The organism is candidate division KSB1 bacterium (assembly GCA_024655945.1).
Lineage (GTDB): Bacteria > Zhuqueibacterota > Zhuqueibacteria > JANLFK01 > Oleimicrobiaceae > Oleimicrobium.
This window is the reverse complement of the sequence record JANLFK010000008.1, coordinates 22,209-44,850: the sequence shown is the minus strand read 5'-3', so window position 1 is coordinate 44,850 and position 22,642 is coordinate 22,209. Positions and strand designations below refer to the sequence as shown.

Sequence of the window (22,642 nt, the reverse complement as noted above, 5' to 3'; positions counted from 1 at the left end):
GCGGCGAATTTCCTAACATCCTTCACGGCAAGGGGCAGGCAACTCCATGGGCAAGGTTGCAGCGGCAATAGACATCGGCACCAACTCGCTCCTGTTGCTCGTGGCAGAAGTCGCTGAGGGCAGCATTGGCCGGGTGCTCGTCGAGGACGAGTGCATCACACGCCTGGGACGCGGCTTGCAGAAGGCAGGCGCACTCGAGCCGAGGGCGATTGAGGAGACGGTGGCGGCTGTCTGTGGCTTCGTGGCGAAGGCCAGAGAGATGGGTGCTGAACAGATTCGCCTGGCCGCCACCAGTGCCGCGCGTGATGCGGCCAATGCGGCGGAGTTGGCAGCCGAGCTCAAAAGGAGCACGGGACTGCCGCTGCGGGTCCTGGCTGGCGACGAGGAGGCCGAGCTTACATTCCTCGGAGTGACCAGCACGGACCTGCCAGGAGACAGACTGCTGCGCGTGGTGGATGTTGGCGGAGGGAGCACGGAGTTCATCCAGGGGTGTGGGAAGAGAATCTTGCGCAAGAGGAGCCTCGAGGTGGGTCACCTGCGACTGAGCGAACGTTTTCTGGCCGATGACCCGCCGCGCGCGTGCGAGGTGACGGAGCTCAAGGAGTGCGTGCGGCAAGAGGTGCTCGAAGCCGGCATCGAGGGTCGTCAGGCAGGCGAGGAGCTGGTGGGCGTCGGCGGAACGATCACCACCCTGGCTGCCATCGATCAACGGTTGGCCTCCTACGAGGCGGCGCGTATCGAGGGGCATGTGCTGAGCGTGGAGCGGGTGCGGGCCCTCCGGCAGCAGCTCCAAGAACTGCCGCTGGCCGCCCGGGTGCGGGTGGTCGGCTTGGCGCCAGCGCGCGCCCCCGTGATCGTGGCGGGTGCGGCTATCTTCGAGGCGCTGATGAGTGCGCTGGATTTTGACGCGCTACAAGTGACTACGCGGGGGTTGCGCCACGGCCTGCTGGTGGCCGAGAGCGGCCGGCCGGCTGGAGGCGCTCACGAAGAATGAGCGACCCTAAGACACGGGCTGCCCCACAGTTTTCTGAGTGGCAGCCTCAGAATTCTGAGGCATTGGCCAAGGAGGACAAGGCGGGGCAAGGGCAGTTTGGCGAGGAAGCCTGTCGAAACGGGTGCTTTCGCGCCCACGGGTCTGGAGATGAGTCGCCTACGGTGCGATGAGCAAGGTTGAAGCAAGGGGGAAAACCGGGCAGTCACCCCTACCTCGTGTCCCGCCGCAGTGCACGATGGCACGGGGATTGCGAGGGTAGCAGAAAAAGTGAGGCACGGCTTTGCGCGACAATCGATCCGCTTCCGGTTAGCAGCCGCGATGGTGGCGCTGCTGGTGGCCATGCTTGCGCTCGTCGGCCTGTTGCTTGAATGGCGGGTGCGCGACCTGCTGGAGGCAGAGCTCGGTGAGAAGCTAACGGTGGCTGCGGTCGCTACGGCGGCGCAGTTGGATGCGGAGCTGGTGCTCGCCCTCCGGCCCGGCGATGAACAGACGCGGACCTACCGTCACCTGCGCGGGCAACTGGACAAGGTGCGGCGCGACACGGGCATGGAACGACTCTATGCAGTGGATGCCGACTTGGCCATTCTCGCCGCTGCCGACAGCTCCGTGTCCATCGGGCAGAGATGGCGGCGCTTGGAGATGGACCGGGCGGAGATTAGTCGCGCCTTAGCAGGTACACCAGCCAGCTCGGTGCTCTTCGGCGGCGTGGATGGCCGCCTCTACAAGTCGGCCTATGCACCTTTGCGCCTGGGGGGCCAGCCGCGAGCGGTCGTGGTAGTGGAAGGCAGCGCCCAGAGCCTGCAGGCCATCGTTCGCCTGCGCACATATCTGCTGCGGTTGGGCGCTGCCGGAGCGCTCATCGCTCTGGTGCTGGGAGTGGCTTTGGCCAGACAGATCACGCGGCCGCTGGCGCGCCTGCGCAAGGCAGCGGAGACTATCGGCCGAGGCGACTACCAGGTGCCTGTTCCCCAAAGCGGGCATGACGAAATCGGCTTCTTGGCGCAGACCATGGAGGAGATGCGGCGCAACGTCGTGGAACGCGACACGCGCCTGAAGACCATGCTCGCCGGCATTACTCACGAGCTGCGCAATCCCCTGGGCGGCATCGAGCTTTTTGCGGGCCTGTTGGCAGAGGAACTGCGCGGCGGCGAACAAGAGGGGCGTGCGGCCAAGATCGTCCGAGAGGTGCAACACCTCAAGGCCATCGTCAACGACTTTCTCGACTATGCACGGCCGCCTTCGCCGCAAAGGAGGGCATGCCCCTTGGAAGAGGTTCTCAAGGAGGTGCATAGCCTGCTGGCCGAAGAACTCAGCGCCAAGGGGACAGACTTCAGCTGGCACACGGATGGCTTGGCGATCTTTGTCGACCCACAGCATGCCCAGCAGATCTTCTTGAACTTGGCCCGCAACTCCGTGCAAGCCATCTCTGACCCAGGAGTCATCCGGGTCAGTGCCCGGACGGTGGGTCGGCAGGTTGAGGTGCTCTTTGCCGACACTGGGTGTGGCATCCCACCCGATGCGCAAGGGCATTTGTTTGAACCATTCTTCACCACCCGCAAGACCGGGACAGGCCTGGGGCTGGCCATCGCCCGTAGCCTGTGCCAGGCAAACCAGGGGAGTATTACCCTGCAGCACAGCGACAGTTCCGGTACCGCGTTCGTCCTGAGGTTCCCCAAAGCAGACGAGGGTGAGGCACAGTGAGTCGCATCTTGGTGGTGGAAGATAACCAGACCATGCGCGAAGGCATAGCCCAGGTGCTGGCCAAGATGGGGCATGAAGTCCTGCAAGCTGAGGACGGCCAGCAGGGGGTGGAAATGGCCTTGGCTCGCCCATGTGACTTGGTGATTACTGACTACCGGCTGCCGGGCTTGGACGGCATTGAGCTCCTGCAGCAGGTGAAGCTCCATGCCCCGGCCAGTGAGGTCGTCGTCATTACGGCGTATGGCACCATTGGCTTGGCAGTGCAGGCGATGCAGGAGGGAGCGGCGGACTTTATCACCAAACCATTCTCGCACGAAGAGCTCCGCGTGAAGGTGGAAAAGACCCTCCGGCGCCTGGAAGAGCGACGGGAACTGGAACGCGTTTCCGCCGAGAATCTCTACTTGCGCCAGGAGCTTGAGGGGCGCCTTAACTTTGGGGAGATCATTGGCGAGTCGCAGAAAATGAAAGAGGTGTACGCCACGGTGGAGAAGGTCGCGCCAACCGACGCCACTGTCCTGATCTACGGGGAGAGCGGGACAGGCAAGGAGCTGATTGCGCGCGCCATTCACCGCGCCAGTCGGCGACGGGAGCGACCTTTCGTACGCGTGCATTGCGGCGCCTTGGCAGAGGGGGTGCTGGAATCAGAACTATTCGGCCACGAACGCGGCGCCTTCACCGGGGCACTGCGCCGGAAGCGAGGCCGCTTCGAGCTGGCCCACACCGGCTCCATATTTCTCGATGAAGTAGGCGACATCCCCCAGGCAACGCAGTTAAAACTGCTGCGCGTGCTCCAGGAGAAGGAGTTTGAACGCGTGGGCGGCGAGGAGACGCTCACCGTGGACGTGCGCATCATCGCCGCCACCAATCGCGACCTGGCGCAGCTGGTCAGGGAGGGAGGGTTCCGCGAGGACCTCTACTACCGACTGCACATAGTTCCCATCTTCCTGCCACCACTGCGCGCCCGGCGGGAGGACATCCCTGCCCTCGCCTACCATTTCCTTGGCCGGCTGGCCAAAGAGCTGGGCAAACCAGGCCTAAGCATGGACGAGGCGGCGATGGCGCAGCTGTGCCGCTATCACTGGCCAGGCAATGTGCGCGAATTGGAGAATGTCTTGGAGCGAGCGGCGGTGCTGGCCGAAAGGGACACGATTACCGTCGCGGACCTGCCGCTGCTTGCCGTGCCTGAGGCAGACGCGGTGGGGCCTGATACGCAGGGCAGCCTCGAGCTGGAGCCGGTGCTGGAACGCATTGAGCGGGCCTACTTGGAACGGGCGCTGGCTATGGCCAGTGGCGTCAAGACCGAAGCGGCCCGGCTGCTCGGGCTGAAGCCCAGTGCCCTCTACTACAAGTTGGCCAAATACGGGCTGCCGCACAAGAGTGACGAGGGCCCAAGGAGGAAATGTTGAACAAGTATACATCTCACCCGGCCGGGCTGCTCGCGCTCGGGGCAGCGATAGCTCTTAGCGCGATCGGCGCGCCGCAAGCATGGGCGCAGACAAGGGCCGACAGCCTGGAGACACTGGCCCGCACCTACGAGCAGCGGCTGGCCGTCGTCGAGAAGGAGCGCGAGAACGCGGCCGCGCGGTTTGACAAAGCCGCGGAGAAGGTCAATCGCCTGAAGGTGGAGACACAGAACTTTCTGCAGAGGCGCCGCCTCGAACGGGCGCTCAGGGAGCTCCAGGTTCTGGCAGAGAAAACCGAGAGCTTGGAACGGCAGCAGCAACAGCTGAAAACTGCGCTCGACACGACGCTGGCTGCCTTGTGGCTGCACTATGATGCGGAGGTCACCCGCTTGGCGGAAATCTTGGAAACGGGGCTGCCCGAGGATGCGCGGCAAGAAAAGATGCGCGCCTTGGCCATGCTCCGGCGCAAGCGCGCAGAGGTAGCCGGTCGCATTGCCGTGGTGCCGGCCTTGCTGGATAGTCTGCCCCGCTGGGCGCTGGGCCCGGAGGAGGACTATCGGCGCCTGGAGGACAAGGCGGCGCTGCTGCTCGATCGCGCGGCGCGACTGCGTCAGGAGGCAGCCAGTGCCGACAGACGGCTCAAACAGCTGCGCGACGAGGTGGCGCTCCGCGAGCGCCTCAATGAGCTGGCCAGCGAGGTGGCGCTCTTCGATCAACGTGACGAGACAGCAAGGCCAATGACCCAAGGGGCCAGCAGAGCATCCCTGGAAACGGGCCCTGGCCGGGGCGTGAGCGATTACACGGCCGAAGGTACCGCAGGCCGCTCAGGAGTAGTGGCACCTGCAGGCAGGCTGTGGTCTGCAGATCCCTCGCAGCTCTCCACCGCCGAGGCCAGGCTCTTCATGCGTGAGCTGGAGGCAGAGAAGGGACACCTCCTGGCCATGGCAGACACGCTCACCGCCCGCTCGCAAGAGTTGACGAAAAGAGCCGAGGCGCTGCGCGCCCAGCGAGCTCCATCCCCCCGATGAACCTGCAACGCCTGGGCATCGCGCTGCTCATCGGTTGCGCGGCTGGCGTGAACTTTGCCGAACAGCCGCTCTGGCAGCGCAGCACCAGGGTGCAACTTGCCCTGGAGCAGGACAACAACATAAAGGAATCGCCCACGCAGCCGGAAGGCGCACCTTCGCTTCGCTTTTTGCTCCACTGTCGTGGGCAAGGGCAGCACGGCAAGACGGCAGCGGATTTCTCCCTGCAATTGGTGTGCCAGGGGTACTGGCAGCACCTGGAAGAGAACAAGGCTGTGGGCGAGCTGGCAGCGGGGGGTACGTGGTTCGCCAGCCAACGATGGTCCTTGGGTGGGCGGGGCTCGCTCAGGCTCAAGACTTTTCTCAACGGCGGCCTGACCTACCTGGCGTCCACGGTCACCGCGTTTGCGCACACGCAGCTGCCGGCCAAAATCTCCGCCACCGCCTCTCTTTCTGGCGAATCCTTGGACTACAGCGGCTCTTCCGAGTACGACTCACAGGGCTGGGGTGCGGAGCTCGTGCTTAGCCGCCCCGTTGCCGCCTGGCTGAGAGTAGGCGCGACGATGGGCGGGCAGCAGGGGTCCCTGGACAGGCCGGCCTACACTTACGATCGGGCGACGGATCGATGGAGCACACTCCCCGACCGGCACCGAGACCGTTCCTTTCACGGTGGCGCTCGCCTGGAGGTGCACCGCAGAGGGCAGTGGGCCATTGCCTACCTCTACGAACGCACCAGCTCCAACTCCTACGGCTACGGATTCTTGCGGCACAAGGTCTCACTCTTGGGCGCTGTGCGCCTACACGAGAAGGTGCTCCTCCGCCTCTACGGTCTCCTGCAGCGGAAGCGGTACGCGGAAGAGGTGGGACCAACTGTGCCCATGGGCCTGGACACGGAGCGGGAGCAAAGTAACGTGCTGGTCGTTGACTTCTCGCGGCCCCTCTCGGCCCGCCTTACCGCAATCTTGCGGTTGGCCTGGTACGACAACGAGTCACTCGTGCGGGGCTGGTACTACGAAAAGTCAACCATGAGTCTTTCTCTTGAGCGCCGCTTTTGAGCCTCGTCGAGCGACGGGTTGGTTCCTGGGGCCGATCGGCTCCACCACGCCTGCCGTGGTAGAAAAATCATGGGGAGCCGGCGGCGGCGTTTTTGACTTGATTTTCTGGGCCCAGTTATGTAATTTGGCCTCGCAGGGTCGCCAAGCGAGGGCAAGCGCCGGGCTGTGCGCAGACAAACAGGCAAGTGGGAGACAAGGGTCATGCTTCTTTCCTCGACTAGGACATACGATGGGCGCGACTTAGGGCGCTCGTTGACCTCGTGGGTGTATCAACCGGCAGCGAAGCAGAAGGCGCTGATATGGGCCCTCGGCATAATGGTGACGCTGCTCCTCATGGGGATCGCCTACGGTGGGCACTTTCTCCCTTGGCTGCGGCGGCTCGGCGGCACGGTGCAGACGATCGTGCTCCTGCTCCTCCCGGGGCTTTATGCTTACCTGGCGCGGGCGCGCCGCAATGGAGTCTTCACCCTCTTCGAACAGGGAGTCCTGGTGCAGCCTTCTGAGGGCAAATCGAGCGACCGAGGAACATACGCCCTGTGGCGGCAATTTGGCGGATGTGTATACGACGAGAACGGCGTGCGCCTGGTACCACGGCAACCTCTGCGCCGTGCCCTCTACCTCCCGGCGCGCGCCAACCGGATGGAGGTCTATTCCATCTGCAGGGAGAGGATCGACGCGTTCCGCTTTGCCGGCCCGACTGCCGGCGGCGGTTCTGTGGGAGCCAGAAAGTCTGCGCGGTAGAGAGCACACGGCCGAATCCTGATGGGCCAAGGGACGCCTGCATCACATTGGCACCTTCCGACGTGGCTGCGGCGTCGATTCGCGTCGCTGGCGCCCGTGCCCGGCGCCATCCCTCAAGTCGCGAGTTTTCCCCTGGTGGGCTGCCCAGTCGGAGGAGGCTGCTGCGCTTGTCCGGGAAAATTGACCGGCAGCCATCGCTGCCACATCCAGAGGAACTCGCCTCGGGGCGTGGCCGCGCGCGCTGGTCGGCCAGTGGGCGGTCGGGTACGAGGTTGCGAACAGGGCGATTGGGCCTGGATGTTTAGCGAGGAGGGCTAAACATGTCACGACCGCTGTCAGGAATCAAGTGGGGGTGGGTGCTCCTGGGGGTAGTCATCGCCGTGGCAATTGTCATTGTCGGCGTGGGTGTAGTGGTTACAGGGTATGCTTTCCACTTGGCGTTCCAAGCCAGGGGAGCGCCAGATCAGCAGATGATCAACCTCTTCGCCGCCAGGATCTCACCTGGGCTGGCATCCATCTTGATGGGCGTTGGCACGCTGCTGGGAGGACTGCTGGCGGCGCGCAAAGGGCGACCGGCCGCAGTCAACAATGGCGTGGCAGTGGGCGTGCTGACGGCCATCGTTGGCCTGATCATCGACCTGTCGTCAGGTCCCGACCTGTGGACCGCGATAGGGGCCGCTTTGGCAGTTGGCGGAGGATGGCTCGGCGGGCAGCTCGGCCGCAGTCGGGCTTGAGCAAGGCGGGACCGCTTCGACCTGGGCTGTTCCGCTGGCGGCCGCGCGCTGCACGCAGCGACTGCCTGCCGCCGCCGCGCGTTGTCTTGCTGGCGTTCCAGGCTTTTCCGCTGCGCACCCTGACGGGAGGAATACGGCCATGGGCAAAGTTGACCTAAAAAGAGAGCTCGCGCACCTCTACAATCCCTCGCCCCACAAAGTGGCCATCGTCGACGTCCCGCCGCTCAACTTTCTGATGATCGATGGTGCCGGCGATCCCAACGTCTCCCCTGGCTACCAGCAGGCCGTGGAAGCACTCTTCTCGCTGTCCTACACACTCAAGTTTGTGGCCAAGAAAGGGAAAGGCGTCGACTACGGTGTGATGCCCTTGGAGGACCTGTGGTGGACAGCCGATCCCACGCAGTGGACCGACAAGAGCCTGTGGCAGTGGACGGCAATGATCATGCAGCCAGAATGGGTCACCCCGGACATGGTGGCCGAAGCGCTCCGCGTCGTCAGGGACAAGAAAGGCCTGCCTCCCTTGGACCAGGTGCGGTTCGAGTGCTACCACGAGGGCTTGGCCGCCCAGATCATGCATCTCGGCCCGTACGATGCGGAAGGGCCGACGATAGCAAAGCTCCACGACTTTATCCGAGCAAGCGGCCATGGGCTACGGGGGAAGCATCACGAAATCTACCTCAGTGACCCACAAAGGACCGCCCCAGAGAGGCTCAAGACAGTGCTGCGCCAACCCATGGGTGGGCCGCTCGGCGCATGACGCGTAGGCCTGTCGCCCTGACACAAGCCGCGTCAGGCCTTCGGAAGTGGTGCCGGGGCCGCACGGCAGGGATGAAGGGACGGAGTGATCAACCAAGCGTCGAGAAGCGAGCCACATCATTGCTCAGGAGGCGAGCCTATGCGAGTGCTTGTTACCTATGGGAGCAAGTACGGGGCCACCAAAGAGATCGCCGAGAAGATCGGACAGGTGTTGCGAGATGCCGGAGTGCAGGCCGAGGTGCGCGCAGCAGGTGAGGCTGGCGACCTGAGCTCCTTTGGCGCGGCGGTCATCGGCAGCGCGGTCTACGCCGGACAGTGGCGCAAGGAAGCCGCTGCCTTCGTGCGGAAGTACGAGCGTGAGCTTAGCGCCCTGCCGGTCTGGATCTTTTCCAGCGGCCCCTTGGGCAAGGGCGATCCGGTGACCCTCCTCCGCGGCTGGCGCATCCCGAAGGCACTGCAGGCGGCCGTGCAGCAGGTGGCGCCGCGGGATATCGCCGTCTTTCACGGCGCGCTGGATGAGAGCAAGCTCAACCGGCTGGAGCGCACTATCCTCCGCCTCATGAAGGCGCAGGTCGGCGATTTCCGCGACTGGGAGGCAATCGCGGCGTGGGCAAAAAGCATAGCCGCAGCGCTGAAAGGGAAGTAGCGCGCCTCTGGGGGTCGACACCATGGCCCGCTGTGTGAGCGAGCCGCAGGGACAAGTCACCCTCGGCCATGCAGGCCGTGTTCTCTGCGAGTCCCCCGAGCAGGCGAAAGGGCGCCGGGAGCAGCGCAGGGCCCCAGCGCCCGATGAGCGCCTCACCAGTTGGCGATGAGAATCTCCTCTAACTCGCCGCGGTGTTTGGCCGGATTGAGGTGGCACTCCATGATGCGCTCGTGCGGCAGCCTTGCCACGCACTGTTTCATCTTCTCCAGGGCCTTGATGTTGAGCTCCACCGCCTTGTGCACCGGCATGTTCTCCGGGTTGATGTCGATCCCGAAGTAACCGTTGTAGCCGATGGCCCATAGGGCGTACAGCAGCGCCTCAGCCTCGTGTGGATTGACCACGCCGATGTTGTTGTCCTGGTCGTAGTTGCCGTCGGGCTGGCTGTTCCAATGAGTGTGCGCTAAGCGCCCTTCCATGGCCACCAGCGAGTAGGCGGCAGGCAGGATCTCGAAGCTCATCTTCACATGCCCCACCTCGGGATTGAGGCCGACCAAGGCGTGCCCCTGCTCCAGCAGGCGGCGGTTCTCCGGATGGCGCAGCTTTTTCTCAATGCGTTGCGCGGCCAGGATACCTTCGGCCGTGGTGCGGTAGATGTTGTTGGGCGCGGGCTCGTAGCCTTTCGGCTCGATAGCCACGCGCACCCCTGGTACCTCGTCCATCGCCTCGGCGAGGGTCGTCTCAAAGAGGTCCCACATGCGCATGAACGGCGTGCCGTGCAGGTAGCGGTAGCCATCCATGCCGGGCCAGGAGATGGCCAGGTCCACACCGAGCTCTTTGACCAGCTTCAGGCCGCCGACGGCGATCTCCTTGGCCCGCTCGCGCACGGCCGCATCAGGATTGGACATGCTGCCGAACTCAAAGATCTTGTCGTAAAAGTGGCAGAACGGCACCCCCACCAGGCGAATGCCGGTCTCCTTGGCCAATTGCTGGTAGAGATGGGCGTTCTCCTCGTTGACCTCTGCCGGATAGTGTGCCTCGATCCCCTTCACACCTAACTTGGCCATCTGTGCAGCCATCTCGATGCGCTCGGGGATGGAAGCCTCCGGCACAAATCGCTCGTGAAAGCGCCCACCCCCAGGGGTGAAGTACCAGATGCCCACCGAGGGCTTGATCTCCAAATCCTTCGCCAAGTTGGCGAGCATTACCTGGGGGTCCACAGCCTCCCGCTGAAAGCGGATATCAGGCAAACGATAGCTCATCGCACTCTCCTTTCCACCTGTTCCTTTGCAAAAAAGCGCGGCTCATGCGCCGCCACATGCCGATGCTCACCCTCAAGTCGGGCGCGACTTTCCCCCACTCGTGAAGAAGGCAGCGAGGACCCTTTACACCCACAGAGCGCAACGATAGAGACAGGGCTTCGTGGGCCGTGCCCGCATTGACCGAGGCCGTGCGTGGAGCTCCCTCTGGGCGTTGCGCAGAGAGGAAATGCCTCCCTGCAGCTCCATGGGCAGTTTACGCAGAGTGCGCACGCTGTCCAGGCGCACGCGCGCACCAATCACAGACCTGGACGCGGGCTGACCGACTACCGGCTCACCACCTCCAAGTTCGCGCGCACACGGATGTCTTCGGAAGAACTGCCGACCATCACCTCGAAGGTGCCAGGCTCCACCACCTCCTTCAGGTCGCGATCGAGCATCGAAAGCTCTGGTGGTCCCAGGCGGAAGGTGACGGTGGTGTTTTCGCCCGGTTTGAGGGTGATGCGGCGGAAGCCCTTCAGCTCTTTCACCGGCCGGGCCACGCTGCCCACCACGTCGTGGATGTAGAGCTGCACCACCTCGTCGCCGGCGCGGCTGCCCACGTTCTGCACGTCGACGCTGACGGTGGCTGCGCCAGTCGCCTCTATGCGCTCAGGGCTTATGCGCAGGTTGCTGTAGGCGAATGTGGTATAGCTGAGCCCGTGGCCGAAGGGGAAGAGCGGCCTCCCGGTGAGGTCCACATAGTCCCAGCCGCGCCCTGTAGGCTTGGGATTGTAGTAGAGGGGCAGTTGTGCCGCAGACACCGGGAAGGCGATGGGCAACTTGCCGCCGGGGTTGACCTCGCCCCAGAGCACCTCGGCCACTGCGGTGCCGCCCTCTTCGCCGGCGTACCACGTCTGCACCACCGCAGGCACCTGGTCCAGCCAGTTGCGCATGGTCACTGCGCTGCCCGTCTGCAGCACCACCACCGTGGGCGTGCCCGTAGCAGCCACCGCCTTGATGAGGTTCTCCTGCTCCACGGACAGGTCGAGACTGGCGCGATCGCGGCCCTCCCCCTCAACTACACCCACCACCACGATTGCCACTTCCGCCTGTTTGGCGGCGGCCACCGCCTCCTCCAGCGGTTTGTTCTCCTCGGGCTGTAAGTCCCAACCCAAGCTGGCGAACGCATACCCCAGGTTCTCGTAGTACTCAATCTTCAGGTCGTAGGCCCGCCCTTTCTCCAAGGTGACGGTGACCATGTCCGTGGTCACGCTGCGGTCGACCCACATGTCCACGAGAAGCTTGCCATCGAGGTAGAGGCGCACGCCGTCGTCGGTGGAGATGCCGAGGCGCACACGGCCGCTCACTGGCGAGATGAGCTTGCCGGTCCACCGGGCCGAAAAGCAGTCAGTAGGCAGCGAGGGGTCGGGACCGTCGCCCGCCCAGTCGAAGTGCAGCACCGGATCGATGCGCACCAAAGCCGGGTCGCCTGCCAACTCTTTGTTGGCAAAGTACTCACCGCGCAACCCCTTTTCTCCCGGCTTACCGCCTGCGGGAATGAGGTACTCGCTGGGGATCGCCGGCAGCACTGGATGCGAGAGCACGCACCCCTGCGCATAGAGCACGCGGCCATCGGGCCGCACCTTTTTCATCCCCTCGAGCACGGAGACGGTCTTCATCCCATAGCCGCTGTAGCCGCCCAACTTCACCTCATTGGCCAGGGGGCCGATGAGTGCCACGGTCTTTGTCTCCTTCTTGAGCGGCAACACCGCCCCTTCGTTGCGCAGCAGCACTATGGCCTTGCGCGCGGTCTCCAAGGCCAGGGCGCGATGTTCGGCGCAGTCGTTCACCCGGGCTGCCTCTTTGGCATCGGCAAAGGGGTTCTCGAACAAGCCGAGTTTGAACTTGGCCCGCAACACTCGCCGCACCGCCTCGTTGAGCGTTTCCTCGGAGACCAACCGCTCGCGCACGGCCTGCAGCAACGGCTCGCCATAGATGTAGATGTTCGGCAACTCCACGTCAAGCCCGGCATTGAGCGCCTGCGCAGCGGCCTCTTTCTCGGTGGCCGCTGTGTGGTGCATGTCGAGGATCCCGGCCACGGAGCCATAGTCCGATACTACAAAGCCGGTAAAGCCCCACTCGTTGCGCAGCACCTGGGTGAGGAGCCAGCGGTTTGAAGAACATGGTGTGCCGTCGTAGGAGTTGTACGCCGCCATCACCGAGGTGGCCCCTCCTTCCTGGAAGCAGGCCTTGAAGCCGGGAAAGTAGATCTCCCGCATCAGACGCTCGCTAAAGTGAACCGGGTTGCTATCGCGTCCGCCATCGCCGAGGTTGGCCGCATAGTGCTTGGGCGTGGTGATGACGCCTATCTCCTCGAAGGCCTTGCAAAAGGCGGCGCCCATGCGCGCCGTGAGGTAGGGGTCCTCGCCGTAGGTCTCTTCCACGCGCCCCCAGCGGACGTCACGGGCGATGTTGACCACCGGCGACAGCACCTGACGGATGCCGCGGCTCTTGGTCTCCACGGCGATGGCATGAGCCACCCGTCCCATCAGCTCTGTGTCCCAGGTGGCCGCCAAGCCGATGGCCTGGGGAAAACTGGTGGCGCCGTTGGCCACCAGCCCATGGAGTGCCTCGTCGTGCATGATCACCGGGATGCCCAGGCGGGTCTTTTCCAGCATGAACTTCTGGATGCGATTGAGCTTCTCGGCAGCCTCCTTTGCTTTGTACTGGCGGAGGATGCACCCTAAGTTGCCAATGCCCTGTTCCTTGATGAAATCGGTGCCCTCCACCTCGCGGATGAGACATTGCAGCTGCGCCACCTTCTCCTCGAGAGTCATGCGGGAGAGCAGATCTTCCACGCGGCGTTCGATGGGCAGCTTAGCGTTCTTGTAGTCCGGCGTGCTCCCCCGCGACTGCCCGTGGGCAACGGTGGCGAGCAACCAGCAGCCTGCCGTGAGCAGGCTGAGCCACGAGAGCAACAGCCCTTTTGAGTTTAGCATCATGGCGCCCTCCTTGCACAGGTCGGTGAACATACTGGCCTCCGTCGACTTGCCGTGGCGATTTTTCATCCCGTCTTGGGTTCGTCACTCTTCGATGCCCTTTTCCTGCCAGGCCGGCATAGGAGTGCTTTGTGCGCTGGCCGCGGGCCTATGCCGCTTCCCGCCCGCACGGCCCAATAAAAGTCCGGCCTTGCAGCGCCCCGTTCAACACCCCTGGAGTTCGCAGCTCTCGTCGGCTACTTCTATTTCGATGGTGCTATGCTGGATGTTGTGGGCATGCAGCGCCCGTCGGCATTGCTGCTTGATGCGCACCATGTCTTCTGAAGAGGTGCCTTTGCCCACGACCACGTGCAGGGTGAGCACATGGTACTGGCCATCCATGGACCAGAGGTGCAGGTCGTGCACGCCACAGACCCCAGGCACGCCCAGCACTGCCTGTTCCACGGCGGTGACGTCCATGGCCTCGGGCACGGACTGCAAGAAGATGCGCACCGTCTTGCGCAAGTTGACCGCCACCCGCCACATCACAAAGACGATGATGAGCACAGAAAGAGCCGGGTCGAGAAATAGCGCCTTGGTAAAGCGCATGACCACGCTTGCCACCAGCACTGCTGCCCAGCCCAGCACGTCCTCCAGCAGATGCAGCATGGCCACTCGCTCGCTGAGGCGCTGACCGCCGTGCAGACGCCAGACGGCAAGGCCATTAACGGCCACCCCGAGCACCGCCAGCGCCACCATGCCGCTGGTGTGCACCTCCTGCGGGGCGAACAGGCGGGGCACGGCGCGCCACAGCACCACTACCGCGCCTACCAAGAGCACTAAGGAGTTGGTCACCGCACCGAGCAGGGAAAAGCGCCGGTAGCCGAAGGTAAAACGCCGGCTACGCGCGCGGCTGGCAAGCTTGTCCAGATACCAGCTGAGGCCCAAGGACAGGCTATCGCCCAAGTCATGCAGGGCGTCGGACAAAATGGCCAGGCTGTTGGTGAGCAGGCCTCCCACCACCTCCACCACAGTGAAAGCCAAGTTGAGGAAGAAGGCAATGCGGAGGTTGCCCGTGTCGTGAGAGGGCACGGACTCCGCACAGCAGCGGTCTATTTCCGGTAAGCTCTGCATGGGAAAACTCGCCACCATGGCCGCGGGCAGGTCTTTCGCTTTGAGGAACTCCCTGTGTTGAGATGCCTCGTCGCACGTCCGCGCACACCAATCCTCAGAATGTCTCCGTTCTGCCTTGGCGGCGGAAGCGCTGCTTGTTCACTTCGTCCAGTACAAGCGGTCGCCGCAGTCGCCTATGCCTGGCACGATGTAGCCCTGGTCGTTCAACCTTTCGTCAATGTTCACGCAGAACACGTCCACATCCGGGTGGGCGGCGTGCAGGGCCTCAATTCCTTCCGGCGCGGCCAGCAAGCAGAGGTGCTTGATGCGCCTGGCCCCGCGTGCCTTGAGCGCGGCGGCTGCCGCCACTGCTGAGCCTCCCGTCGCCAACATGGGATCGAGGACAAAAACCTGACTCTGAGTCAGCTCCGGCACTTTGCAATAGTATTCCACCGGCTGCAATGTCTCATGATCTCGGTAGATGCCCAAGAAACCAACCTTGGCCAGCGGAATGAGGCGAAGAAAGCCATCTAACATCCCCAGACCTGCCCGCAAAATCGGCACCACCACGACGTCGTCATCCAACCACTCGGCAGTGGTGGGCACAAGGGGAGTCTCTATGTCGATGGTGCGGGTGCGCAGACTGCGGGTGGCTTCGTAGAGCATCAGGTAGGTGATTTCGTTGACCAGCTCCCTGAATAGCCAGGGCTCGGTCTGCTTCATGCGCACCAGGCCCAACTTGTGCTTAATGAGAGGGTGTTCCACCACCACTACAGTCTGCATAGCCTCTCCAGGATGTGGCCCTTGATTCCCTTGCTGTGGGGCGCCCCAATATACAGAAATTTCCTGCCAATGTCAAAAGGCAAATCGCTGCTCCTGGCTTGGCTCTTCTGTGGCTTGACCATGTTCACGCGCCTGCCACGGTCATTTCGGCGATCTTGATGGTGGGGCCGATGATGCTGCGCCGCAAGCGAAAGTCGTTGCCGACCATCTCCACATTGCGCAGCATGCTGGCCAAATTGCCGGAGATGGTGACCTCCGCCACGGGGTGGACGATTTGGCCGCGTTCGATCCACAGGCCGAAGGCGCCGCGCGACAGGTCGCCGGTCACCGGATTGAAGCCCCAGCCCATGGTGCCCGTGACCAGCAGACCCTTGTCCACTGAGGCGATGATTTCCCCCGGGGCATGTGGGCCAGGCGCCATGTGGAAGTTGTTCACCCCAGAGGCGTTGCCCGTAGATTGCATGCCTAACTTGCGCGCGCTGTAGGTATCGAGCAGGTAGCTGCGGAGCACACCCTGTTCGATGACCACCGTCTTGCGGGTCGGCACCCCTTCGCCATCGAACGGCCTTGTGCCCGGACCGGCCGAAAACAGGCCGTCGTCCACAACGTTCACCTTGTCGGAGGCCACTTTCTCGCCCAACTTGTCCACCAAGAACGACTGCCGTTGGTAGATGGCTTCCCCGTTGACACAGGTGAAAAGCATATACAGCAGCTCACCCGTGAGGTCTGGCTCCAGGACTACAGGCACGTTCTGCGTCGCTATTTTGCGCGGTCCGATCATGCGCGTGACCCGGTGCAGGGCCTTCTCGGCAATGGCCTCTGGCGGGGGCAAGTCGGCCAAATGGCGCGCTCCCTCGTACCAGCCGTCCTCCACAAGCTCGTCACCTCGCCCGGCTTGCAGGTAAACGCCCAAGGAGATGCTGGTGCCTTCGTACCAGCCGCTGAAGCCCAGCGAGTTGGCGAGAAAGAACTGGCCGACGCTGGTGGCGCAGGTGGCGCCGTAGGAGCTCTTGATGCGCGGATCAGCAAGACAGAGCTCCTCGGTATCCAGCGCCATTTGGATCTTCTCCTCCGCGCCAAGAGACGCGATGGCAGGGTCATAGAGGCGGAGGGAGGCAATGTCGACGGCCAGCTCTTCCTTTTCGGGCAGGCCGGCATAGGGGTCAGCGCTCACCAGGCGGGCACGGCTCACGGCGTTGGTGAGCAAGCGCTGGAGGGTGTCCGGCCTGAGGTCAGACGAGGAGGTGGTGGCCACGCGGTGGTCGACGATCACCCGCGCCCCTATGCTGCGCGCCCCGGCCTCCACCAGGTGCTCGATCTGACCATTGCGCACGCGCGCCGTGAACTCGACCCCGCGGTGGATGCCCACCTCAATCTGCTCGGCGCCGGCGCGACGGCCGAACTCCACCAACGACTCTGCCAGGGCAAGCAGGTCCTCGCTCTTGTTCATTTGCGCCCTCCCACTGTGATGCTGTCGATGCGGAATGTCGGCGTGCCAGAGGTGACTGCTGCGGACTGCCCTTCTTTGCCACAGGTGCCGAGAAAGTATCCCATGTCGTTTGCCACCATGGCGATGCTCTTCAGCACCTGCACGTTGGTGCCGATCAGGGCGGCGTTCTTCACCGGACGGGTAAGGCGCCCGTTCTCGATGAGGTAGCCCAGGTTGACCGAGAAGACGAACTTGCCCGAGTCCTCCACCTGTCCGCCCCGGAAGCTCTTGGCGTAGAACCCTTTTTTCACGGAGGCGATCACTTCTTCCGGGGTGTGCGGGCCTGGCGCCAGGATGGTGTTGGTCATGCGCGGGATGGGGTAGTGTTGGTAGCTCTCCCTGCGGCCGTGCCCTGTGAGCGGCATGCCCAGCAGCCGCGCCGAGAGGCGATCCTGCAGGTAGCCAACCAGCTTGCCCCGATCGATGAGCATGGTGCGCTGCGTGGGAGTGCCTTCGTCGTCCACACTCAAAGAGCCGCGCAGGTGGGGGATGGTGGGATCGTCGTAAACGGTGACCTGAGGGGCGGCCACCATCGTGCCCAGGCGGCCGGTCATGATGGAGGTCCCTTTCCGATTACCATCGGCTTCCAGGGGATGGCCCACTGCTTCGTGAATCATCACGCCGCTCTGCCCGCCGCCCAGCACCACAGGCTGCGCACCGGCAGGCGGTGGCACGGCCTCGAGCAGGATGATGGCTTCTGCGGCGGCGGTGCGGGCAATCTGCTCCGGAGGCAGTATGTCCCGGAAGTAGGCCAGCCCCACGCGCCCGCCACCAGTGAAGAAGCCGAGATCGGCGGTGCCGTTGTGCTCGGCCAGCGCCGACACAGCCAGACGCACCTGGGGCCGCACGTCGGTGACCAGCAGCCCCTCAGAGTTGGCGATGAGCACATGACGCAATGCATCACCGAAAGAGACCTGCACCTTGCTGATGCGACGGTCGTAGCTTGTAGCCGCCTCGTAGGCCCGGCGCACCAAGTCGAGGCGCATTTCCAAGGGCAGCAAGGTTAGCGTGAGGTTCAAGTCGTAGACCTGTCTCCCTGGCGAGCTTTCCGTGAGGGAGACAACGCGCTTGGCCGCGGCACTGGTGGCAATGGCCGCCGCGGTGCGCGCCGCGTGGCACAAAGCGCCTTCGGAGAGGTCGTTCGTGTAAGCGTAGCCGGTCTTGTCGCCAGCCAAGACGCGCACGCCAGCCCCCAAGGACACATTCTCCGCGGTTTTCTTGATGATCTCCTCTTCCATGAAGATCCAGGTGCCTATCCGGTACTCGCAAAAGAGCTCAGCAAACTCGCCACCTTTGTCAAGGGCGACGGCGAGCACCCGTTCTATGGCGCGCGGGGGGAGGCCAAAGTCGTAGGCAACAAGAGAGGCAGGCACCGGACTTGGCGGCGGCCCCTGTGAGGGGGGCGGCGCTGAGCCGGCACTCCCACGGTTGTCGAAGCTGTGCATTTCGTCCTCCGAAACGTGCTCCTTCTGGTTGGGGACAAATGTACGCAGAATCGGGGCAATTGCGCAAGGGAAATATTCGTGACGGAAAGGGGAGGGTGCAGAAAAATGAGGCCTTCCAGGGCGATGACCTGCAGCCCTGGAAGGCCTGGTATCATTTTCCGCCCAGTAGGAGTTGTTAGCGTATGAGCATCAGTTTCAAGGTCTTTTTCCACCGGCCGCCGGCTAGGACTGCAATATACACACCCGAACCCACCGCCTGCCCGGAGTCATCGAGCCCATCCCATCGCACCTCCTGCGCCCCGGAGGGCTGAGTGCTTAGCGACAGCTGGCGCACCCACTGGCCAGCCGCATTATAGATGACCAGGCGCATTTCCCCCACGCCCACCGGGAGTCGCACTGTGAGGCGCACGGATTGGTTGAAGGGGTTCGGGTACGCCGCCAGGTCTACAGAAACGCCGAGCGAATCCACCAGCTCTTCTGCCACAGACGTAGGATCTCCCTGCCAGCCTCCTGGTTCTTCAGGTCCACCGGCAGGCGCATTCTGCTCCTCAGGCTCATAGCCGTGATTCTCCTCCGGGCGGAAGACCAACAGCCCGGAATACGGGGTGAGAATGCCCTGCTTGAGGCTGATGTCCATGATCTCCACCACCGTGGCATTCGTCTGCGGCTTCTTTAAGAGCGCATGAACATGGTCTCCGTACCAGGCCCTGGCCAAGGTTACCGTGCCCGGCACCACGCCCTCTTCGGTGATGGTGAAGCGATCCTGGGCTTTGTTCAGGCGAACCTTGCCCAAGACAGTCACGTCAATTGGCAGTGTGCCAGCGTACTGGCCAATCTGCATGATTGGGAACCTGAAGGGGTAGTAGCCTTCGTGCAAGGCCAGGAAGTGCTTGCCGAATGCATAGCCCGTAGCAAAGCGGAGCTGGGTCTCAACTTCCTCGAAATGGCTGACCTTCTCATAGAACAGGGCGGACAGAATCGTGCGAATGGCATGGTAGCGCAAGAAAAAGAGATTGCCGCTACTCTTATAGGCAAGCCGTCCAAAGAAGCTCTGCAGCTGCGTCTCGTAGCGGCTTGTCTCCCAGTTGTAGACCAGGCTGGAGGTGTTGTCAAGGTCAACCACATGGATCTTGGTGCCTGGGCTAAACATGGCAATGATCTGGTCGGCAAGAAGCTCTTTGGAAGGAGCGGACAGCATAATCTCGTCCGTGTTGGTGAAAAGGACGACATCAGTGCTGTCATACCGGCCGGCAAGATGATCGGCGCCCGCCCGCATTAGCACTTGCAGATTGCTATACGACGGGAAGGAACGCTGCAGCACACCGGCAAAGAGGAGGTCCAGGTTGCCCTCCGTACAGGCGACCAAGCTATCTGCGCCATGAGCGATATCCTCATAGGCGACCAGCAAGTTGGCGGAGTCGGCAGCGGTGAGCGCCTGTTGCATGATTTCTTTGAGAAGAAGCAGCAGAAGCTCGCCGTCGATGTCCGAGGTGTTGAAGCGATTGAAATCCACCAGCAGCAGGAAGTTGCGGGGTGTTCGCTCTTGCGGCAACTCCGGTGGGTACACGGCCAGCTGGTAGAAGCAGGTGGCGCTGTCCGCATAGGAGCTGAACAAGTACTTGCCCGAAATGGGCGACGGGTAGACCAGCTCCACAACGCGGTCGTAGCCAAGGGGGATGGTAAAGCGCCACGCGCCATGTTGGGGAGTGCGATAAGGGTTGCCGGGCTCAGCCCCGATGAGGGTGGGCATCTGTTCGCCATAGAAGACCATCGCCAGGGTCTCGGCCCCTGGGCTGCGCCTTGAGGTGAGCTGGGAGATGGGGAGCCAGACCCTCAAGGTCTCATTGGTCGGACGCACAGGCAGAAGGTAGTGGATCTTGAAGCGCCGACTCTGGTTGCGCACGATGGGATAGATGCGCAGGCTGTGGCCCACTTGCCCTTCGCGGTCGGGAAAGCCCTGGGTGAGCAGACCGGGGTGGCGCACTGGGCTGCTTACCTCGCTGAACAAGAGCTCTGCTGTCCAGCGGTCCAACATGGTGGCGTGGATCAAGGAATCCCCCACCCACAACGCAAAATCGTCTACCGTAGCCTGATCAGGGAGCACGAAGCTCCAGAGAAACTCTAGCTCCGTGTAGTTCTTGAAGAACCAGCTCTGGAAGGCATACGACACCGCCAGTTCCAATTCCATCTCCACGTATGCCCCCTGCGGGCGAATGCTGAGGATTGCCGTGTCCACTTTCACGTTGTAGTCGCGGACACCCGGATAGTTAGCCTCGTAGACGCAAAAGTCAGCGCCATGCAGCGCAGTCAGCCGCAGCAGGGCTGTGGCGAGGAACAAAGTCTTCAGTTTCATGGCTTGTCTCTCCCAGTTACCGCTGTATGGTTAGTTTCAAGGTTTTCCTCAGGCTGCCTGAGGCGGCCACCGCCAGGTACACACCCGAGGTCAGCTGGTTGCCCGCCTCGTCGCGGCCATCCCAGTGGATGGTGACGCGCTGGTCCGGCTGCAGCGCGATCTCAAAGCGACGCACCTCCTGTCCCAGGCAGTTGAAGATGCGCACCGTGAGTTTTTCGTCCTCCCCAAGAGCAGACAGGTCGCAGCTCAAGGTCGTCGCAGGGTTGAACGGATTCGGATAGGCCGAGAGTGTTAACTCGCGCGGAGCAGGGCACGGTTGCTCCGGCAGTGCAGGCACGGCAGTGGTTGTCTCGGCCAGCCGCTCAAAGGCGCAGAGCCCATCAGGCCCAGGGATGACAAAGCCGCTGTACGGGGTCAGCAGGCGCTGCCCGGTGCTGATGGCCTCGATGTATTTGATCGTGGCGTAGCTCTGCGGTTGCTTGAGGCGCTCTAACACATAGCACGCGTACCAGTAAGTGACAATGCTCTGCCAGCCTGGGTCTGCGTGTTGGGGGTAGACCAGGGCGTCGTTGCGGTAGAGGGCCCGGTCCACGCTGGCGTAGAAATGGACGTTGAAAGGAGGCTCGCCGTCAAAGAGGCCGATTTCGTAGTACGGCAGGGTGATGGGAAAGTTGGACCTTCCCCGGTTCAGGGGAAAGCGTGAATAGGTCAGGCCACTCTGGGGCTCCGGATCCAGCTCCACCGTGGCAGCCATGGGCGCAATACAGTCCAGCATGAGGTCTAGCGCGTCGTAGGCGGGCGCAGTGCGCAGGCGCACAAAGCTGCCCCGCGACAGCCGCGCCAGGTTTTCGTACAGATAATCGTTGCCCACGTAACCAGAGTAGTAGCTCCACCTCCCGTCGTTGCTGATGATCTTGAATGCGATGGGATGCCGGGCAATGCCGTAGCTCTGGTTGATGATCTCCATCGCCGTTGCCTGCGGGCTGGCGTGGGTGCGCGCGTTGGTCACCAGCCAGATTTCACCCCCCCGGTTGTGGCGGTTGAAGAAGGAGACGGCACTGCGCAGCATGTGCGGCAGGGTATTGAGCATCGGCAGCGGTGCCAATTGAACGGTCTGGTAGATATCATCCAGCACCGCAGGGGTTACAGGCCGGAAGCAGCTGTCGCGGGCCACCGGCGTGAACTGCGAGTAAAAGAGCGCCACCGAATCGTAAGGGCTGAGGGAGAGGCGAACCGCCTGCATGAAGGTTCCCAGGAGCGCTGAGAAAGCCAGAACGTTGTAACCCTCCTCGGTCGCGTCGATGGCCAAGAGGATGCTCTTGGCCGTGCGCCGCTCGGGGGGCAGGGGTGGCACAAGGGCCAGCTGGTAGAAGCTGGCACCATCGGCAGCGGCGGTGCGTAGATAGCTGCGCGCCTTGTTTTCCGGCGCCACTGCTACAATGGCTGGGCTTGCGAAGGGGGGCTTAACCCAGGTTGCCCACCACTGGTTGTCCTCTCGCCATCCTGAGATGTTCTCTAAGCCCGTGACTCCCCAGGGATGTGCGTCTGGGTTGTCCGGGTCGTAGAGACGGACACGAGCCTGTGTCATTTTGTACATGTTGAATAGACTAAGCGGGAGTTGCACTCGTCTTGCGGCTAGACGCGGCAGGCACGGAGCTAAGTAGACCATCTTGATGACCGGGGTCTCCGTTGGGGAGTAGCGCACCGGCGAAAAGCGCATGTTGAAGCCCCGATACTCTGTGCCACGCCAGTCGCGGTAGCGGCGCTCGCGCAGAAGAAGGCGCGGTCGCGTGCCAGGGTGCGCGCGGTAAGCCTCCTCCGCCGAGGTGATATCAACCACCTCTGCCCTAATGTAGTGCCCTGCCGCAGAGTCTACCGGCTGCATCTGGCAGTCCACAATCACCGCGTCCGCCTCCAGGTCAAAGTCCCATTCTACTTCGTAGTATCCTGGACGGGGAGCCCGGTAGTAGTTGTAGCCGATGTAGGGCGTCAGTTCCAGGGAGAACTCGATGGTCGCACGGTAGAACAGCCCTTGCAACTCCACATCCACCCACAGCAGGCGCAGCTCAAAGTCGCCCCACCCAACAGGTTCCGTTAGATGCCGCGCGTAGAAGCCCGCCATGCAGGAGGTGGCAGCAAAGAGGCTGAACAGGAGGAGAAGCACTCCACGTCTCATGACGATACCCTC

17 protein-coding genes are annotated in these 22,642 nt (G+C 63.0%); 9 read left to right on the top strand and 8 right to left on the bottom strand.

Annotated elements, in window-relative coordinates; all coding sequences use genetic code 11:
- Nucleotides 1-46 precede the first annotated feature (46 nt).
- The 9 genes from NUW13_10895 (at nucleotide 47) to NUW13_10855 (ending at nucleotide 9,055) form a co-directional block, all read left to right on the top strand.
- Nucleotides 47-994, top strand: coding sequence for a Ppx/GppA family phosphatase (locus NUW13_10895; protein MCR4439530.1), 948 nt, complete (start codon nucleotides 47-49; stop codon nucleotides 992-994).
- Nucleotides 995-1,261: 267 nt separating this feature from the next.
- Complete coding sequence (locus NUW13_10890) at nucleotides 1,262-2,695, top strand: HAMP domain-containing histidine kinase (GenBank protein ID MCR4439529.1); 1,434 nt, start codon at nucleotides 1,262-1,264, stop codon at nucleotides 2,693-2,695.
- Nucleotides 2,692-4,101, top strand: coding sequence for a sigma-54 dependent transcriptional regulator (locus tag NUW13_10885; GenBank protein ID MCR4439528.1), 1,410 nt, complete (start codon nucleotides 2,692-2,694; stop codon nucleotides 4,099-4,101). Before NUW13_10890 ends, NUW13_10885 begins: the two co-directional genes overlap by 4 nt.
- Complete coding sequence (locus tag NUW13_10880) at nucleotides 4,095-5,126, top strand: hypothetical protein (protein MCR4439527.1); 1,032 nt, start codon at nucleotides 4,095-4,097, stop codon at nucleotides 5,124-5,126. The genes NUW13_10885 and NUW13_10880 overlap by 7 nt, the downstream gene beginning before the upstream one ends.
- Nucleotides 5,123-6,178: a hypothetical protein gene (locus tag NUW13_10875; GenBank protein ID MCR4439526.1), complete on the top strand. Its 1,056-nt coding sequence runs from the start codon at nucleotides 5,123-5,125 to the stop codon at nucleotides 6,176-6,178. The genes NUW13_10880 and NUW13_10875 overlap by 4 nt, the downstream gene beginning before the upstream one ends.
- Nucleotides 6,179-6,379: 201 nt before the next feature.
- Nucleotides 6,380-6,919 (top strand): hypothetical protein, encoded by a 540-nt coding sequence (locus NUW13_10870; GenBank protein MCR4439525.1) that lies wholly within the window; start codon nucleotides 6,380-6,382, stop codon nucleotides 6,917-6,919.
- A 320-nt stretch (nucleotides 6,920-7,239) separates the two neighbouring features.
- Nucleotides 7,240-7,653: a hypothetical protein gene (locus NUW13_10865; protein MCR4439524.1), complete on the top strand. Its 414-nt coding sequence runs from the start codon at nucleotides 7,240-7,242 to the stop codon at nucleotides 7,651-7,653.
- 139 nt (nucleotides 7,654-7,792) lie between these two features.
- A complete protein-coding gene (locus tag NUW13_10860) occupies nucleotides 7,793-8,410 on the top strand; it encodes a GyrI-like domain-containing protein (protein MCR4439523.1) in 618 nt (205 codons plus the stop codon).
- A gap of 138 nt (nucleotides 8,411-8,548) precedes the next feature.
- Nucleotides 8,549-9,055, top strand: a complete 507-nt coding sequence (locus NUW13_10855) for a flavodoxin domain-containing protein (protein MCR4439522.1) — start codon at nucleotides 8,549-8,551, stop codon at nucleotides 9,053-9,055.
- Nucleotides 9,056-9,207: 152 nt separating this feature from the next.
- Here the strand turns inward: NUW13_10855 and NUW13_10850 are convergent, their stop codons facing one another.
- The 8 genes from NUW13_10850 to NUW13_10815 all read right to left on the bottom strand — a co-directional run bounded on the left by NUW13_10850 (nucleotide 9,208) and on the right by NUW13_10815 (nucleotide 22,630).
- Entirely contained in the window at nucleotides 9,208-10,314 is a 1,107-nt protein-coding gene (locus tag NUW13_10850; GenBank protein MCR4439521.1) for a TIM barrel protein, read from the bottom strand.
- A gap of 323 nt (nucleotides 10,315-10,637) precedes the next feature.
- Nucleotides 10,638-13,295 (bottom strand): glycoside hydrolase family 3 C-terminal domain-containing protein, encoded by a 2,658-nt coding sequence (locus NUW13_10845; protein MCR4439520.1) that lies wholly within the window; start codon nucleotides 13,293-13,295, stop codon nucleotides 10,638-10,640.
- 201 nt (nucleotides 13,296-13,496) lie between these two features.
- Complete coding sequence (locus NUW13_10840) at nucleotides 13,497-14,405, bottom strand: cation diffusion facilitator family transporter (protein MCR4439519.1); 909 nt, start codon at nucleotides 14,403-14,405, stop codon at nucleotides 13,497-13,499.
- 138 nt (nucleotides 14,406-14,543) lie between these two features.
- On the bottom strand, nucleotides 14,544-15,167 hold the full coding sequence (gene upp / locus NUW13_10835) for a uracil phosphoribosyltransferase (protein MCR4439518.1): 624 nt from the start codon (nucleotides 15,165-15,167) through the stop codon (nucleotides 14,544-14,546).
- 124 nt (nucleotides 15,168-15,291) lie between these two features.
- Nucleotides 15,292-16,617: a TldD/PmbA family protein gene (locus NUW13_10830; GenBank protein ID MCR4439517.1), complete on the bottom strand. Its 1,326-nt coding sequence runs from the start codon at nucleotides 16,615-16,617 to the stop codon at nucleotides 15,292-15,294.
- The gene (locus NUW13_10825; GenBank protein ID MCR4439516.1) at nucleotides 16,614-18,101 is read right to left on the bottom strand and encodes a metallopeptidase TldD-related protein; all 1,488 of its coding nucleotides are present in this window, start codon (nucleotides 18,099-18,101) and stop codon (nucleotides 16,614-16,616) included. The genes NUW13_10830 and NUW13_10825 overlap by 4 nt, the downstream gene beginning before the upstream one ends.
- Nucleotides 18,102-18,276: 175 nt before the next feature.
- Nucleotides 18,277-20,454: a VIT domain-containing protein gene (locus NUW13_10820; GenBank protein ID MCR4439515.1), complete on the bottom strand. Its 2,178-nt coding sequence runs from the start codon at nucleotides 20,452-20,454 to the stop codon at nucleotides 18,277-18,279.
- Between the two features lie 16 nt (nucleotides 20,455-20,470).
- Nucleotides 20,471-22,630 carry a hypothetical protein gene (locus tag NUW13_10815; protein ID MCR4439514.1) on the bottom strand — a complete coding sequence of 720 codons (2,160 nt, stop codon included), beginning with the start codon at nucleotides 22,628-22,630 and terminating at the stop codon, nucleotides 20,471-20,473.
- Nucleotides 22,631-22,642 lie beyond the last annotated feature (12 nt).